Source organism: Pseudoalteromonas 'SMAR' (assembly GCF_048515945.1).
GTDB lineage: Bacteria > Pseudomonadota > Gammaproteobacteria > Enterobacterales > Alteromonadaceae > Pseudoalteromonas.
The window spans coordinates 1-14,880 of the sequence record NZ_JBLWMW010000027.1; the positions used below are offsets into that span (position 1 = coordinate 1).

At 45.3% G+C, this 14,880-nt stretch carries 15 protein-coding genes and 1 pseudogene; 5 read left to right on the top strand and 11 right to left on the bottom strand.

From position 1 onward, the window contains the following. Window positions 1–43: 43 nt before the first annotated feature. On the bottom strand, window positions 44–1,141 hold the full coding sequence (locus tag ACNKW2_RS12130) for an AAA family ATPase (protein ID WP_419148811.1): 1,098 nt from the start codon (window positions 1,139–1,141) through the stop codon (window positions 44–46). Between the two features lie 592 nt (window positions 1,142–1,733). On the opposite strand from ACNKW2_RS12130, the pseudogene ACNKW2_RS12135 reads away from it, so the two are divergent. The 3 genes and pseudogenes from ACNKW2_RS12135 to ACNKW2_RS12145 form a co-directional block, all read left to right on the top strand. Next, window positions 1,734–2,149: pseudogene (locus tag ACNKW2_RS12135) on the top strand (transposase); the annotation flags it as partial. Window positions 2,150–2,467: 318 nt separating this feature from the next. Continuing rightward, window positions 2,468–2,845 carry a hypothetical protein gene (locus tag ACNKW2_RS12140; protein WP_419148813.1) on the top strand — a complete coding sequence of 126 codons (378 nt, stop codon included), beginning with the start codon at window positions 2,468–2,470 and terminating at the stop codon, window positions 2,843–2,845. A gap of 110 nt (window positions 2,846–2,955) precedes the next feature. After that, complete coding sequence (locus tag ACNKW2_RS12145; RefSeq protein ID WP_419148814.1) at window positions 2,956–3,342, top strand: hypothetical protein; 387 nt, start codon at window positions 2,956–2,958, stop codon at window positions 3,340–3,342. Window positions 3,343–3,522: 180 nt separating this feature from the next. Here ACNKW2_RS12145 and zapE read toward each other — a convergent pair whose 3' ends face one another. The 7 genes from zapE to ACNKW2_RS12180 form a co-directional block, all read right to left on the bottom strand. Then, entirely contained in the window at window positions 3,523–4,596 is a 1,074-nt protein-coding gene (zapE, locus tag ACNKW2_RS12150) for a cell division protein ZapE (protein WP_419148815.1), read from the bottom strand. Window positions 4,597–4,773: 177 nt separating this feature from the next. Then, window positions 4,774–5,391, bottom strand: a complete 618-nt coding sequence (locus ACNKW2_RS12155; protein ID WP_419148816.1) for a glutathione S-transferase family protein — start codon at window positions 5,389–5,391, stop codon at window positions 4,774–4,776. Window positions 5,392–5,576: 185 nt separating this feature from the next. After that, window positions 5,577–7,181 (bottom strand): AbgT family transporter, encoded by a 1,605-nt coding sequence (locus ACNKW2_RS12160; RefSeq protein WP_419148817.1) that lies wholly within the window; start codon window positions 7,179–7,181, stop codon window positions 5,577–5,579. A gap of 119 nt (window positions 7,182–7,300) precedes the next feature. Further along, window positions 7,301–8,776 carry an FAD-binding domain-containing protein gene (locus tag ACNKW2_RS12165; RefSeq protein ID WP_419148818.1) on the bottom strand — a complete coding sequence of 492 codons (1,476 nt, stop codon included), beginning with the start codon at window positions 8,774–8,776 and terminating at the stop codon, window positions 7,301–7,303. After that, window positions 8,769–9,098 (bottom strand): hypothetical protein, encoded by a 330-nt coding sequence (locus ACNKW2_RS12170; RefSeq protein WP_419148819.1) that lies wholly within the window; start codon window positions 9,096–9,098, stop codon window positions 8,769–8,771. Before ACNKW2_RS12170 ends, ACNKW2_RS12165 begins: the two co-directional genes overlap by 8 nt. Further along, window positions 9,091–9,354 carry a DUF3081 domain-containing protein gene (locus ACNKW2_RS12175; protein ID WP_419148820.1) on the bottom strand — a complete coding sequence of 88 codons (264 nt, stop codon included), beginning with the start codon at window positions 9,352–9,354 and terminating at the stop codon, window positions 9,091–9,093. The genes ACNKW2_RS12170 and ACNKW2_RS12175 overlap by 8 nt, the downstream gene beginning before the upstream one ends. A 43-nt stretch (window positions 9,355–9,397) precedes the next feature. Further along, window positions 9,398–9,937, bottom strand: coding sequence for an isochorismatase family protein (locus ACNKW2_RS12180; protein ID WP_419148821.1), 540 nt, complete (start codon window positions 9,935–9,937; stop codon window positions 9,398–9,400). 90 nt (window positions 9,938–10,027) lie between these two features. Between ACNKW2_RS12180 and ACNKW2_RS12185 the strand changes: the two genes are divergently transcribed. Next, window positions 10,028–11,014, top strand: coding sequence for a ribonuclease Z (locus ACNKW2_RS12185; RefSeq protein WP_419148822.1), 987 nt, complete (start codon window positions 10,028–10,030; stop codon window positions 11,012–11,014). An 18-nt stretch (window positions 11,015–11,032) separates the two neighbouring features. Here ACNKW2_RS12185 and ACNKW2_RS12190 read toward each other — a convergent pair whose 3' ends face one another. The 3 genes from ACNKW2_RS12190 to ACNKW2_RS12200 all read right to left on the bottom strand — a co-directional run bounded on the left by ACNKW2_RS12190 (window position 11,033) and on the right by ACNKW2_RS12200 (window position 13,723). Then, the gene (locus ACNKW2_RS12190; RefSeq protein ID WP_419148823.1) at window positions 11,033–12,355 is read right to left on the bottom strand and encodes a DUF2252 family protein; all 1,323 of its coding nucleotides are present in this window, start codon (window positions 12,353–12,355) and stop codon (window positions 11,033–11,035) included. A gap of 3 nt (window positions 12,356–12,358) precedes the next feature. Next, complete coding sequence (locus tag ACNKW2_RS12195; protein ID WP_419148824.1) at window positions 12,359–13,189, bottom strand: polyphosphate kinase 2 family protein; 831 nt, start codon at window positions 13,187–13,189, stop codon at window positions 12,359–12,361. A 195-nt stretch (window positions 13,190–13,384) separates the two neighbouring features. Continuing rightward, window positions 13,385–13,723 carry a Fis family transcriptional regulator gene (locus tag ACNKW2_RS12200; RefSeq protein ID WP_419148825.1) on the bottom strand — a complete coding sequence of 113 codons (339 nt, stop codon included), beginning with the start codon at window positions 13,721–13,723 and terminating at the stop codon, window positions 13,385–13,387. Window positions 13,724–13,831: 108 nt separating this feature from the next. Between ACNKW2_RS12200 and ACNKW2_RS12205 the strand changes: the two genes are divergently transcribed. Beyond that, window positions 13,832–14,710 (top strand): S1 family peptidase, encoded by an 879-nt coding sequence (locus ACNKW2_RS12205; protein ID WP_419148826.1) that lies wholly within the window; start codon window positions 13,832–13,834, stop codon window positions 14,708–14,710. Window positions 14,711–14,880 lie beyond the last annotated feature (170 nt).

Below are 14,880 nucleotides of genomic sequence, written 5' to 3' on the forward strand. Positions count from 1 at the left end.
TATCATTCCTCTTTTGTATATTCTAGTGAAATGACACAGATTTCTAAACACTACCCTCAAAGCAGAAAATTGTACTTCTAGGGTTATTTGCATTTTTATTTACAAATTCCTGTACAAATCTTAGTAATTGGAAAGCTGTTGCTCTGATCATGCCGTGACCTTGGTATGAAACTTCTGTCTTTACATTGCTTTCCAGTTCAACTGAAAACTGAGGTTTAATAGTTTTCTCTGGTTTATCTAATGCAGCGGAAACATGGACAGACGAATCTGGGAACAAGTTGTGAACCATACCATTTAGTTCTTGGATTAACTTACCAAAGTCAGTGTCAGTATCACTTGGATTTAACTCGGATGCTAATTCGTTTAGAAAACGTTGTGCTTGTTCATAGTTTTCTGAGTGAGACCGCACTTGTTCAAATAAATCGCCCAAAAGAGAATGCAATGCTCCGTTGCTTGATGTCAATTCAGATACGCATGATTCAGCTGGTACAACAACTATACGAGGTAATTTAGAAAGTACGTTACCAGGAATACCTCCTGGATTTTCAACCCATTCGGGTTCTTGATCTTCTTGGACTTCCCAGTATTCAGTTAAATCTTCAAGTTTTTCTTTAACTGCTTTAATGGTTAGCTTTTTTGTAAAGTTACCGTCACCGAAGAATTCTTTCAAAAACTCTTCAGTGAAGCTATCGCCCACCAACTCAGATACTTGTGTTGCACCAACAAACTGGTCTTTAGGCGCTTTGGGGTATTCAAGCATGTAAACTTTTGGTTTTGACTGTTTGATAGACCAAACCTTTTTGTAAACTATACTGTTCTCGGTTTCATCTGCTAAAGGGGCTTCAGCCCTAATAATTCTTCCTTTAAAACCAACCCACTCTTTAGCCTCTTCTGGTAAATTGTGGTATTCCGCAACCATTTCAATTTCTTCGGAATATTCATACAAATCTTCTTCTTCATTGTATGTTTTCGAATAATCTTCTCTAAGCGCATTCTTAGCACTATGTAGAAGTTGAATTGCTGAAAACACACTAGATTTACCAGCATTATTTGCACCAATTAGAAAAGTCGAGTCTCTAAAGCCAATCGTACAACCTTTTAATTTTCTAAAATTGTCGATCTTGATTTCGTGTAATCTCACCTAGCCACCTTATTATAATGTTGTTTTGAATTTAAGCCCCATAACAATTTAATATCGACCCAACGGGTCGTTTTTCTTACCATTGGCTGGGTCGTTTATCTGATTAAACCAGTTTTATCATATATCTTAACCTATTGCTAAATAATTATTTTTAGCAATATCACCTTTTTAAAAAAGTAGAAAACGACCCATTTGCTCGTTTTCTTGACTATATAGGCAATGCAACCAAACTGTATATATACAGCTCAAGATTCAAGCTATGATGATGTAAACATGCTCTCCATTTTTAAACTCTATCGAAGATTATATGCTAACCAAAAAATGCTTTTTGCGGACTGTTGACACCCAATTAAAATGGTTTGCTGGGTTTATTACTTATCAAGACAAGCGGTAATCTTCATCTCTGGTCATAAACGAGTTAAAGCTGAACGTCAGTTTTTGGCAGATAGCGGATTGTCAGATGATATGCAGCAGATTAGTACTTAGCTAAAACACATACCTTAAGGCCATCTACTTCAAAGAGACCAGCTTGCATTTTAGCAACACGACCATTGGTGAAGCGTGTAGTTAATGGCAAGACACTGAACTTGCTAAAAAGTGGTGGGTGAATAGCAAACCATGTCTTAAATACAGCGAGAAGCTGGTCAGTTACCTTGGTCGGTATACAAACAAAGGCATGTGCATGACTCTCGGCTGATTAATATAAGTGGTGGCCTGGTACGCTTTGCTTACCGAGATCCAACGAATGGTAACCGCCAGCGGGTCATGTCGACGAGTCATGAAGCGTTTATCGGGCGCAACCTGTCCCATGTGCAGCCCAGAGGGTTTGTGAGAATACGGCATTATGGGCTCTTGGCAAATGCATGCAGGGCAAAAAAGCTGACGATGATACGCAGTCAATGTGGAGCAGCGGTCAAGCTGTCAGAAGCGCTCAACGAGCGTAAATTAATGAACCAGAAGGAGAGGTTGTACGAACGAGATAGCAACCCGATGTGGTTGCCAGAGTAAAGCGATTAATGCCACTGTGCCAAAGAGTGTTGAAAGGTAGAGCAAGTTCGGCTGTGCCAAAGTCTTAGAACCTTGCCAAAGCGTGAAAAAATAGGTTTAATGGAACTCATAAATAACGTTGTTCAGGCAGGGATAGAGTCAGGTTGTGGCGTTTAGTAGCATAAATGTTTCAAGTTAACAGTCACTCTCAAAAGCAAACCACCATAGCATAAACCACACCAGCCGGATACGGCGTGTAGGTAGCAGCCCAGTTCAACAAGCGATTAGGCGTACTGCGTCCGTATTTATACTAAAACGTTATTTTTTGCTAAGGAAAGTATGAGTAATATTCGAATAGTATTTATTATAACTGGAGTTGCTTTTCTAGTTTTAACACATCTCGGTGATACATATTATCGTGATTGGGTTTACTCCAATCAAATTGCTGATTTTGGCTTAGCTAACTATTTGCCAAGTATTACAGGAACTATTACTACGATTTTTCTTTTAATCGGGTTATCAAAAGAGTCTTTCAAAAAAGCACCGACCTCAGCATTTTGGGTAGTGGTTGGTTGTGTAATATACGAGGTAATTCAGCCAATTTTAGGAACAGGTGTCTTTGATTGGTTGGATTTAATTGCTGTAGTAATTACAGGCTGCATTGTTGTTTCAGCATTAAAAATATCAAATAAAAAAATGGTTGATACAGTAACATAAAAAAGTTTTCAAGTCGGCAAATTACAGTTGGCTTTTCGTTCGTGCCCTCACTTATTTTAGCCAACTGTAATTTGCCGCTTAAAAGGGCATTAGTTGCCAAGGAGATTTCGATGTATTTCATAGCGGCGTTTGGCATACTAATGATGTGTTTAAGTTTAATTATGATCGTTAGTCCAAATTACTGGTCAAATGGCATAATTGAATTCAGTAAAAAGCCATATTTCCACTGGTTTGAGGTTATATCTCGCCTAATTGCAGGGTTTGGGTTTGTCCTTTTTAGCAATTCGACACTGTATCCACAGCTAGTATTTGGAATTGGGTGTTTACTTATCACCATTGGGTTAGGGCTTATTATTACAGGCTCAGCCAAACACAGAAAATTTGCTATTTGGTCTGCTCACAAATTTAAAAGTACATTCAGGCCTGCGGGCTTCGGTTCTTTTCTATTTGGTATCTTGTTGATTTATATTTCAACTGTAGGTGTAGCCGGTAACTAAAAGTCTATCAAGGTGGAGCTCTAACCTTGGTCTCACGTTCCTTGTTCGCTCAGTTTCACCAGCTATTATGTGTCGATTATTTTGGCATTATTAATGGCTGCTTATGGCACAAACTCGACTGGCAGCTCATATGCAGCAGATAAGCACTAGGCTAACATATAGAGCTAAACACCACCCGCTTTAAAGAACCCAGCTTTGCATTTCAGTCACGCGGCTAATACAGCGAGCAAAAGCGAACTCTAATTGCTCGCCTTGGTAAATGTCTGTGATTGCGGCTTCTGCTAGGAACACCACTAATACTTTAGCTTCATAACACTCATCGATGAGTGCGATTAGGCGTCTTGCTTCGTCATCGCCTATTTTGTTTAAACTTGGGTCATCCGGGCGGATATAGCCTTCTTCTGTGCCTTGAGCCAGGGATTTACTATCGTCAAGCACACCTAGGGTGGGCACATTGGCGAGAAATATCGCTTGGTAATGCTGTGCCAGTTCAATGTAGTCTGCGGTTGCTCGTGGGCTTGAGCACAGCGTCATAAAGTCAAAACAAATAATATTGTCGTTGCCACCCAGGGCGGTAATAGGGCGATTATTAATGTTAAGGGTGGTGGTTTTTATCTCGCCACCTGCCTGAGCAAAAGCATGCCAAAAGGCCTGTTGCTGGTCGATGTAGTAATGCTTAGCGCCACTGGCCTTATGCAACCTATGGTCGGTCTCACCACTTACACTTATTATTTGGCAATACTGCATTAATAGCTCGATGGTGGGTTCAAAGCGGTCTCGGTGTAGGCCGTCTTTGTATAACTCAGTTGGATGACAATTTGACGTGGCAACCAAGGTTACCCTTTGGGCAAACAAGGCGTCGAATAGCCGTGCCATGATAATGGCGTCACCAATATCGGTGACAAAAAACTCGTCAAAACACAGCAGTGAGGTGGTTTCTGCCCAATTTTTGGCAACCAGATTTAGCGGATCTCTCACCCCTTGAATTTGATTTAATTCCTTGTGCACCTGCTGCATAAAGTGATGAAAGTGCAACCGTTTCTTGGTTGTCACTGGCGTCGATTGATAAAACCAGTCCATGAGCATGGTTTTACCGCGACCAACAGGCCCATAAAAGTAAATGCCTTTACTGTGTTGGCCTTTGGCCAAAGCAAGAGACAGCGCATCTAAGGCCAGAATGGCCTCACGTTGAGCAGGATCTGGGGTTAAATTTTTATTGGCAAGCTCATCTTGGTAACGACTTAGAATGGACATAACTTGGTTTGGCTGCTGGTACAAACGTCAATGTTATCATAAAGCTAGTGCAAATGGAGGTAGTAGCAAAGCAGTTAGGTGTGCTTGCAAGGCGTACAAACACACTTATGTGATAGGGCTTAACAGCATAGCGCAGAGCAGTTATTTCATTACTAACCTGTTTTCAACGCCATGTTGCTAGGCTTCAGCCATTTCTAGCACCTTTCCAATGGCTGGCATGGCGGATAACTGCCGTGAATAGCGTTTTAAGTTTTTTAATGATGGGGTTTTATCAATTAATGCTTTGGCGCGTGTGATCAGCATATATAAGTAGCTGTCGCAGAGGGTAAATTGTTCGGCGAAGAAGTAGTGGTTGTCACCAAGGTGCTTATTAATGACCAAAAAGGCTTCTTCTAGGCGAGTTTGTTGTGAGCGGATCAGGTCATCGTACATTAGGGCACTTTGGGTGTGGCGCTCGGGATACATGTACATCAACAAGTCACTTTGAATTGTGGCATTCATAAAATGAAGCCACTGAATGCTCTGGGCTCGCTGCTGCTTTTCAGCGGGAAGCAGTTGTTTATCTGGGTGCTTTTCACAGAGGTATTGTGAAATGGCGGCACTGTCAAAGAGGGTAAAGTCATTATCCACCAGAGCGGGGACCTGTCCAGCCGGACTGAGTTGTAAATATTGACTGCTGCGATGAACGTTTTTGGCGATATCCACCAGTTCCAGTTGATAAGGCGCTCCAATCATTTCAAGGAGTATGTGCGGGGCTAGGCTTGCGCTGTCGGGATAATAAAAGAGTGTATACATAGTTCACCTAATGTTAGGTCACAACTACCACAAGGAAAACAGTTAAAAAAGAGCGGCGGTAGTGTGAAATGGCTGAAAGTAGGCTCCTTCTTTGCTGTGTCCTATTCAACCTTAGGTGACAGTGGCGGATTTCTCAAATAAAAAATGCCAGCAAAAGCTGGCATTTAGATAATTTCATAGTCAGGCTATGGGTTGTAATAAATTGGCGAGTTAGGTCCTACAGGTAAGCCTAAACCAAACACCCAAACATAAAACAGCAATACCCAGCCAATAAAGAAGAACATGCTATACGGCAGCATAGTAGCAACAAGCGTCCCTATGCCCATGTCTTTTTTGTACTTGGTGGCCACCGCCAGTATCAAGCCGAAGTAACTCATCATGGGGGTAATGAGGTTGGTGACTGAGTCGCCAATTCTGTACGCCGCTTGAATGGTTTCTGGGGCATAGCCAATCAACATTAGCATAGGCACAAAAATTGGTGCGGTAACCGCCCATTGCGCTGATGAAGAGCCTAAGCTTAAGTTCACCATGGCGCACATTAAAATAAACAGCACAAATACTTCTGGGCCCGTTAAGTTCAGCGCTTGCAGTAATGCTGCGCCATTAATGGCTAAAATAGTACCTAGGTTGGTCCACTTAAAGAAGGCTACAAACTGCGCCGCAAAGAAGACCAGCACAATGTACATGCCCATCGAGCCCATGCTTTTACTCATGGCATCAATGACATCGCGGTCGTTTTTCATGGTGCCAACAACGCGGCCATAAACAAAGCCTGGGATGGCAAAGGTCACAAAAATAAATACCACAATGCCTTTAAGGAACGGCGAGCCGGCTACTTCACCGGTTTCTGGATGACGCAAAATACCGTCTTCTGGCACTATGGTGTAGGCTAAGATGGCACACATAACCAGCAAGGCCACACCGGCCCATTTTAGACCAGACTTTTCTGTGGCGGTAAGTTTTTCAATGTTGTTGTCGTTAAGATCAATGCTGGCTTCATCTGGGTTGTATTTGCCAAGGCGTGGCTCAACAATTTTCTCAGTAACAAGGGTACCTACTGTGGCAATTAAAAACACCGAGATCATCATGAAGTACCAGTTTGCTTCTGGGCCTACCTGATAAGTGGGGTCGATCATTTGCGCTGCAGGTGTGGTGATACCGGCTAATAGCGGGTCAATGGTGCCTAACAGCAAGTTGGCACTGTAACCACCAGAAACACCGGCAAACGCGGCGGCAAGACCAGCCAGTGGGTGTCTTCCTAGGCTATGGAAAATCATCGCCGCAAGCGGGATCAGCACCACGTAACCTAACTCTGAGGCGGTATTAGATAAAATAGCAGCAAACACCACCATAAAGGTAACCAAACGCTTAGAAGCGCCCATCACCATGCCACGCATGGCCGCAGAGAGTAGGCCAGAATGCTCGGCAACGCTCACACCCAGCAAGGCAACCAATACGGTGCCAAGCGGCGCAAAGCCAGTAAAGTTAGTAACCAAACCGGTTACAATGCGTTGTAGGCCCTCTGCACTTAACAGGCTTACAACTTCAATGACACCATCAGGGTCGCGTCCAGCGGCTCCCTCAGGGCGAGGGTCGATGGCCGACAGGCCCATCCAGTCGGCAATGCCACTGAATACCACAATGGCAATACAAAACATTGCAAATAAGGTGATAGGGTGGGGAAGCATGTTCCCAAGAAACTCAACAGTAGCTAAAAAGCGGTTAAATAATCCACCTTTTGGCTGCTGCGGCTCCTGATTATCAGCTTGCGTCTCTACAGCATTTGACATAGCTTTTTTCTCAGTTCCAAAAAATGCCGAAACCTTACCACTTTTTGCCTAAGAGATCATGTTAAAGCGGCTATTTGTCCTGTTTTTAGGGCAAGTAACATATGCCAATAAAGGCAAAGTTAAAACAGGTTCAGTTGTTTATCATCGCGCTTGTTAGAGGTTTTCTTGTTGCGGGGGCGACGTTTACGTGAGGCATGCACCTTCACCACGCGCTTGGTTTCGGACTGGTCGACATGCTGTTTGTAGAAATCGCCAATACGCTGTTTTGCCTCTCTAGCGGCTTCTTCCGGCGGCGTGGGTAACAAGTAGTAGCGGTCTTCTTTTAAGCCTGGGTACAACCAAGGAGTATGGATGTAATGATCGGGCACATGATCTAGTTCAGGAACATAGCGGCGAATAAACGCGCCATCGGGGTCGTATTTTTCACCTTGGCTCACCGGATTGTAAATACGAAATGGGTTTATACCCGTGGTGCCCGATTGCATTTGCACTTGGGGATAGTGGATCCCCGGTTCATAATCAACAAACAAAGCCGCTAAGCGAGCGGCGGGTTTAGGCCAATCTAACCACAAATGATAGCTGGCGTAGGCCATTAACATGGCACGCATACGAAAGTTTATCCAGCCGCTGTTAATCAGCATGCGAATACAGGCATCGACAAAGGGCACGCCAGTGGTGCCTGTACTCCAGCGCTGGAATTTGTCTTCATCAAACTCTGCGGCGCGCATTTGTAACAGTGAGGAGTGCACCGCGTGTTCGCAATACGCCGGCTCCGTTTCAAGTTTTTGTACAAAATGGCTATGCCAAAAAAGCCGCGATAAAAACCCGCTCTTGTTGCGTTTGTTGTCGCATTCAAGCGCCGCCGCTTGTTGTATCACTTGGCGTAAACTCAGTACTCCATAGGCCAAATACGGACTTAATCGCGAGCTTGCGCTAGGCGACTTTACCGGACTGGAAATACCGAATAAATACTGGTTAATACGTTGCTCAAAAAAGCTGTTAAGGGTGTGTTCGGCAGCATCCAACCCGCCACGCTGAGGGCTTTTGGCCCAGCAGTCATCATTACCTGGGTAGTGCTCTAGTAACTCTAAGCCACTGTGCTGCGACAGTAAGGGGCTTATCCGTGGGCTAGGGTAAGGCTCGCTAAACAGCCACCTATCGGCGAGTTGCTGCCATTGGTCGCGGTCAACCGAGCCGCGAAACACCGCTTGTTGGCGATACTCATGATAAGCAACATTCTGCTCACGACACCACTTAAGCACTTTTTTATCGCGCTCATAGGTCCAAGTATTGCCGGTTTCTTGATGGCAAAAAACATGTGCCACGGCAATGTGCTGGTGAATTTTATTGAAAACCTCCACAACATCGCCTTGGCGTACCGTGAGGGTGCCACTTAATGCCTGTAACTGCTTGGCAAGGCACAACAAAGAGCTGGCAATAAATTGAAATTGCCGTGCACTGCTGTCGGCTAGCTGCCAATAGGGCGGTTCAATCACATACAATACTAGGGTAGGTAGACCATTTCGGCTGGCTTCATAAAGTGGACGATGGTCGCTCACTCTAAGATCTCGCTTAAGCCAGACCAAGTTAATCATCTAACACCCCTTTGTACAACAGTGGGTAGCGGCGCAAGCGCTTGCCAATGTAATCATCGGCTAAAATTTGCTGGCAGATGCGTTCAACGTCATCGTCTACCGCAAAAACCCAATCAAAGCGCTCTATGGCCAACAAAAAGCCACGTTTTAAGTAGCTTTGCTGGCGGTAATATTCGCAGTTGGCTTTGATGATAGACAGTTTATGCGGCTGCTGCAGTAGCTCTGTGATGACGCGGTCAATGTAATGGCGTGTTTGTTTCGATTCAGCTCGAGGTCGCCGCGGACGACGACCAACGGAGGTTCTAGGATATAAACTACTCATTCGCCTCTTTGTAAATAAACTCAAGCTTTTTAATAAAGCTGTCTTTTAAGTTGTCGTGTTCATAATCCAAGTGATAGGTATTATGAAACCCCGAGCGCAGCAACACGCCGCTGCCTTGCAGATAAATGGTGTAACCGTCGGGGTCGGCATACGCCGTTACGCCTTGGTACATTTTGCCTTCTTCAGTCACTTCGCCATGGTTTTGAATATGCTCGAACACGGCCAATAGAAACTTGCTGTCTAATTCGTTTTTCATTGTTCACCTCGTTATTGCTTTACGCCAATCAAGTAACACAGGATCACTTAATCAATGCGGAAATCGCCTTAAAGTCTTCATGCTTAGCGGATTTTAGCCACTGAAATAAAATGGACTCGACACTAAGCACCCGTGCGCCATCGGCTTGCATTTGCGACAGTGCCCAGTCACTGTGTTTTGAATTTCGAGCACAAATGCCATCTGCTACCAGTACTACATTAAAATTATCTGCCAATAAATCGTTCACGGTCTGCTGCACACAAATGTGGCTTTCTAGTCCTACCACTATCACAGTGTCTCGCTCTGAGCGTTGCACTGCTTCGCGGCACTCACTACTTTCATAGGCACTAAATACGGTTTTTTCAACCACGGGCAAGTCAAAAGACAACAGGCTGGTGGCAGTGTGACCTAAGCCTTGCGGATACTGCTCAAATATCACGGCGGGGATAGCAAGGGTAGTGGCCGCTTGAAGTAAAATCTTAACGCGCTCCTCAACATCGTGAAACGCTGCAATATGGGGTCGGAATTTTTCTTGAATATCGACAACTAATACTTGGCTTTCGGACTGTTTAATATTCATCATCGGCTCCTTTGATGGCCATACTATTCGCTAGATAGCGCATTGAGTAGTTCACATACATTGGCGTTATTCGCTACAATTCAGTGAGATAATATGAATGTAAATGGTTTTGCAGTGAAAGTACATTTCTTAGGCACTTCTTCTGGTAGTCCATCCAAACAAAGAAACATGTCGGCTACGGCGGTAAGCTTTGATACCACTAAAGCCTGGCTGTTGGTGGATTGTGCCGAGGGCACACAACATGCGCTTTTGCACAGTAATTTGTCATTACATCACCTTGAAGCCATTTGTATTAGTCACTTACATGGCGACCATTGCTATGGTTTACCTGGGCTGTTGTCGTCGATGGCGATGAACGGCAGAACCCAGCCCCTGAGGTTAATTGCACCACAAGCGGTGATTGCGTTTGTCATGCACTGTTTTAGTTTGACGCAAGTGAAACTGGGTTTTGATTTAATCACAGAGGCCCTTGAACACCTCTCTGATGACATTGAGTTAAGCGTTGCTAAAGTAGAGATGATCGTCCTGAAACACCGTGTGGCCAGTGTTGGTTTTAAGTTTACCGAGCGTAATATTCCCAGAAAGCTGCGTCTTGCAAAGCTCAAACAACAAGGCATAGCCAGTGGCAGTCACTTTAATGCGTTGCAAAAAGGCCATGATGTTGAGTATCAAGGTCAACGGCTGTATGCACAGCAATACACTTTTTATAGCTGGCGCCCCCGAGTGGTGATTATTTGTGGCGACAACGAAAAGCCAGCGCTGCTGAGCAACCACGTTGATAACATCGACTTGCTGGTCCATGAGGCCACCTTCACAACCGCCGACTTGCATCAGGTGGGCTTTCACACCGGCCACAGTGATGCCAAAAGAGTGGCGCAATTTGCCGAGCACACACGTATCCCGCGATTGGCGTTAACCCATTTCAGTGTTCGCTATCATGGCCCAGGTAGCTTACAACCCTTAATTGCAGAAGCAAAAAGTCACTACAGCGGTGAGTTAATAATTGCCGAAGATGGCGCCATTTATGACATTGCGAAAGTGAAACAAAGCGAGGAAGATGAGCAGCGATCAGCAACATAACCCTGCTCAGTTCATCCTCTAGGCTGGCTGCTCAGGTTGCTGCTGACAAAACCACTGCCAATCGGCAATCACTTGGTCACTGTAACTCTGAGCAAGCTTGACCAACTCATCGGTTAAATTTGGCAGGGTTTCAACACAGCTCGCTTGAAAATGCAGCGAGCGCCTGTCTGCGCGCATGTGTGACAACGCTAGGGCTTCACCGCAAGCTTGAGCATATTGACTAAAGCCAGATTTTTTCGCTGCTCGTTTACCCGTGGTAATGTCCTCAGGATCTATGCCCACGCGCGCATGATGACGGGAACGCACCAACCAATGTGCACCTTGCCACAGGGCGTTGTCGAGGATCAGATCAGGACGACGCTGCATTTTGCGTTGGCTGTTCACCGTTAAGTGAGCCGGGTCGAGGCGATTAATGGGGCTAAGATCAGAAAAAAACGCCAGCGGCGAAGCCAACTGTTGTTGCTTGATCTCAACGATATGACACAGCGGCAAAATATCCTTGGTGGGTTTTTGTTGCGCAGGCCCCACTAACAGATAGTAGCGGTTTAGATGCAGCGATCCGGTGCCCTGATCAACGCGCTCGACACAATCTAAAATGGCATCATCAACATAGGGTGCAAAATGATGAATTAAGTTTTCTTCCACATCGGGGTCAAGGCGCTTAAATTTTAATTTGTCTTCACGAAAGCGCAGTGGTTTTTGGCTTAAATCAATTTCTTTCGCCAAGGTGCTTTTAATGGTAAAAGCTGCGCCGCCAGCCATACGTTGCAAGCCTTTTTGCCAGCGCTTATGGAGAATATGGTTATCATCAAAGCTTAATAATCCAGTGTTGCTGTCGACTTGGTAGTCTAGTGATTGTTGGCAAGCTCTGAGGTAGTGATTGACAAAATCAAACTGCGCTTGCGACACTTGCTCTTTGCTCACCAAAGGCTTGCTTTTGTCTTTAACGTCGGTGGCGGATTCTTGCAGTCTGGCCCCTTCAAGTTGCGTGAGAGGGAGGCTCACCAAGTAGCGAAATAAATCCCACACGGCGTGACCGACACAAGCATCATCAAAATCATTGGGCTCAAAAATGAGGCTGTCGCCATGGCTTCCTTCTTCGCTATGAAAGCCAAAATTACCCGTGTGGCAATCGCCCATAATGTAGGTGAGTGGCAGTTCGGTAAGTGGCTCAGGCAACACTAGGGTGTTATCAGCTAAGTCTTGGTACATGAGTGCGGCGCTGCCTCGGAAAAACCGAAAAGGGCTGAGGCGCATTTTATCAAACTTGGTACTTTGGCTTGCTGCAGCCAAGCCTTCGCGTTCATTAAAATAGTTCTCGAGCTGCTGTTGTCGGGTCATTGCTTAGTCCTCCTTATGAACGATACCAAGTTGCGACTTGGCAAGTGTCACTAAATCTTGGTCAATTGCCGGCGGGGCCGTATTGACCCCTTCGCTGAGCGCGTTTACCACGGTTTTCAAAACCTCCACTCGGGCATACCATTTATGCTCAGCGAGCACTAAGTGCCATGGGGCAAGGTGGGTGTCGGTTTGCGCAAACATATCATCAATAGCTTGCTCATACTGTTCTCGCTTGCCGCGGTTACGTATATCTTCTTCGGTGAGCTTCCAGCGCTTATAGGGGTTATTCAATCGTTCAGAAAAGCGTTTTAGCTGCTCTTGATCGGAAATGTGCATAAACAGCTTGATGATTTTCACATCGTCATCCACCAGCAAACGCTCAAACTCATTAATTTCTTGATAGGCTCGTTGCCATTGGCTCTCGCTGGCAAAGCCTTCTACACGCTCAACTAAGACGCGGCCATAGTATGAGCGGTCGAAAATGGTCATGGTGCCAGGCGCGGGTAGCTTGGTTTGAAAGCGGTAAAGGTAGTGGCGCCCTTGCTCTATAGGGTCGGGGGCGGCAATGGGGTAAACGGTAAAGCCTCGAGGGTCGAGTTTTTCCGTCATGCGGCGAATGGCACCGCCTTTACCACTGGCATCCCAGCCTTCAAATACGATGATGGCTCTGCGGCCTTGATGGTAGTAGGCTTGCTGAGTGTGCAACAGCTGAGTTTGCCAATATTTTAGTTCTTGCTTGTAGTGCTTTTTTGAGTCCATGGCTGGGTGTTGCATGGGTGGCTTAACACTTAACTGCCGTTGTAATGGCGCAATAGGTGAAACGTGAGCAGTCATGATAACTCCTTTAATGGCGTTAGAGCGCTTGCCTAAACTAAACGCGCTAGCAAATCATAGACGCTGAATGCTTTTGAGTGAGCCCAAACTACACTCTAGGGCTAAACCTTGACATCCATATGTCAGTTTTATTTATTTGTTTTAACCTAGCACAGCAAATTACCCTTGTCTGCGAGCAAAGCAATGATGGTGCAATTAGCTTAGGCGTTTTGCCCAATTGCCATTGTGGTGTTTGTTGCACTCTTCTTCACTGTCGTAATGGATACCGTGCTTGGCCTTTATCTTCACGCCAATGCTGCTCAGTTCAAACTGTATTGCATTAGCTAGAAAACTCGCTTGCTCTGAGTTAAGGTAGGTTTGCAACTGTTCGTTGGTGTCAAACACACAGGTTACTTTTAAGGTGTCGTCGACCCGTGGGTAGGTCACTTGATGGGTTAACCATTGAAAACCAGACACATGCTCAAGTGCCATGTCACACACTTGAGTCAGGGCTTGGCGCAGTTGTTTATCGGTTTTTTTGTCAGTTTTGCGCATTATCAATGTTTGCCATCTTAGGATAAAAACCTATCATATCAATTTACTGAGGAGCGCCTCAATGCTCCTTCATAAGCTAGGAAATAAATTCAAAGGAATAAACGCCTTATGTCAGTCATTCAAGCCTTGGCAATGCTAACTAAAACCATGCAATTAAAATCACTTGTTGCGCTGTTATTACTGGTAATTAGCCATAACAGCCATGGCATTATAATCCGCCACGACGTTGCACCAGAGCGTTACCTTGCAAGCCTGGATGAATTTCCTGCGCTAGCGACGTTCTATGTCGATGGTGCCCATGGTGTGTTAATTTCGCCAAGGTGGTTGTTAACGGCAGCTCACACTACCTTTTGTTTAGAACCCGGAATTAGGATTGCCGTAGGAGAGCAGCGTGTTGCGGTGAAGCAGCTATATATTCATCCGGGACACACGCCGGGTGTCAGTCACGATATTGCTTTAGTTGAATTACAGTCCCCGATCACCGATATAAAACCCGCTAAGCTCTTCCAAGAACAAAGTGAAACGGGCTTAATTGCCACGCTTATCGGAAGAGGGGGCACTGGCAATGGTAAAACCGGCATTACCACCGATAACTATGCCAATAAAGGGGTGCTTAGAAAGGCGCAAAACCAGGTCGACCGAGCTGATGGGCCGCTGCTTTGGTTTCGCTTTGATAGCGGCGATCAAGCGCTAGAACTGGAGGGGATCTCCGGGGGCGGTGACAGTGGTGGCCCTGCGTTTATTACCCGCGATGATGACTTTTGGCTGTTAGGGGTAAGCTCACGCTATGGCGGTGGGCCATCGGAAAAGTATCAAAGCCGTGAAGTGTATTCTCGTGTGTCTTATTTTGTGCCCTGGATTAATAAGGTGATGAACCCAGCGGAATCTACAACCAGAGCGCATAGCCTAGCTAAGCTAAAACATTATATGCCCGGTTTGAATGCCGAGACATTGCCTGAAATTTGTCAGCAGATCCGGCTGCAATAGCAACTTGGCGGAATAAAAAAAGCAGCCTAAGGCTGCTTTACAATTTGGGCAAAGTGCTGATACCAATCCACATTAATACTTGCTCAATTTGAGGGAGCAAATTCGACGCTAACTGCGTTAAAAATTTCTTATTTAGAACAACTAAATAGCAAAATTTTTGCCTTGTTATC

Coding starts and splice junctions, on each gene's coding strand:
- ACNKW2_RS12140 (WP_419148813.1), top strand. CDS start 2,468: ATGAGTAATATTCGAATAGTATTTATTATAACTGGAGTTGCTTTTCTA.
- ACNKW2_RS12145 (WP_419148814.1), top strand. CDS start 2,956: ATGTATTTCATAGCGGCGTTTGGCATACTAATGATGTGTTTAAGTTTA.
- zapE (WP_419148815.1), bottom strand. CDS start 4,596: ATGTCCATTCTAAGTCGTTACCAAGATGAGCTTGCCAATAAAAATTTA.
- ACNKW2_RS12155 (WP_419148816.1), bottom strand. CDS start 5,391: ATGTATACACTCTTTTATTATCCCGACAGCGCAAGCCTAGCCCCGCAC.
- ACNKW2_RS12160 (WP_419148817.1), bottom strand. CDS start 7,181: ATGTCAAATGCTGTAGAGACGCAAGCTGATAATCAGGAGCCGCAGCAG.
- ACNKW2_RS12165 (WP_419148818.1), bottom strand. CDS start 8,776: ATGATTAACTTGGTCTGGCTTAAGCGAGATCTTAGAGTGAGCGACCAT.
- ACNKW2_RS12170 (WP_419148819.1), bottom strand. CDS start 9,098: ATGAGTAGTTTATATCCTAGAACCTCCGTTGGTCGTCGTCCGCGGCGA.
- ACNKW2_RS12175 (WP_419148820.1), bottom strand. CDS start 9,354: ATGAAAAACGAATTAGACAGCAAGTTTCTATTGGCCGTGTTCGAGCAT.
- ACNKW2_RS12180 (WP_419148821.1), bottom strand. CDS start 9,937: ATGATGAATATTAAACAGTCCGAAAGCCAAGTATTAGTTGTCGATATT.
- ACNKW2_RS12185 (WP_419148822.1), top strand. CDS start 10,028: ATGAATGTAAATGGTTTTGCAGTGAAAGTACATTTCTTAGGCACTTCT.
- ACNKW2_RS12190 (WP_419148823.1), bottom strand. CDS start 12,355: ATGACCCGACAACAGCAGCTCGAGAACTATTTTAATGAACGCGAAGGC.
- ACNKW2_RS12195 (WP_419148824.1), bottom strand. CDS start 13,189: ATGACTGCTCACGTTTCACCTATTGCGCCATTACAACGGCAGTTAAGT.
- ACNKW2_RS12200 (WP_419148825.1), bottom strand. CDS start 13,723: ATGCGCAAAACTGACAAAAAAACCGATAAACAACTGCGCCAAGCCCTG.
- ACNKW2_RS12205 (WP_419148826.1), top strand. CDS start 13,832: ATGTCAGTCATTCAAGCCTTGGCAATGCTAACTAAAACCATGCAATTA.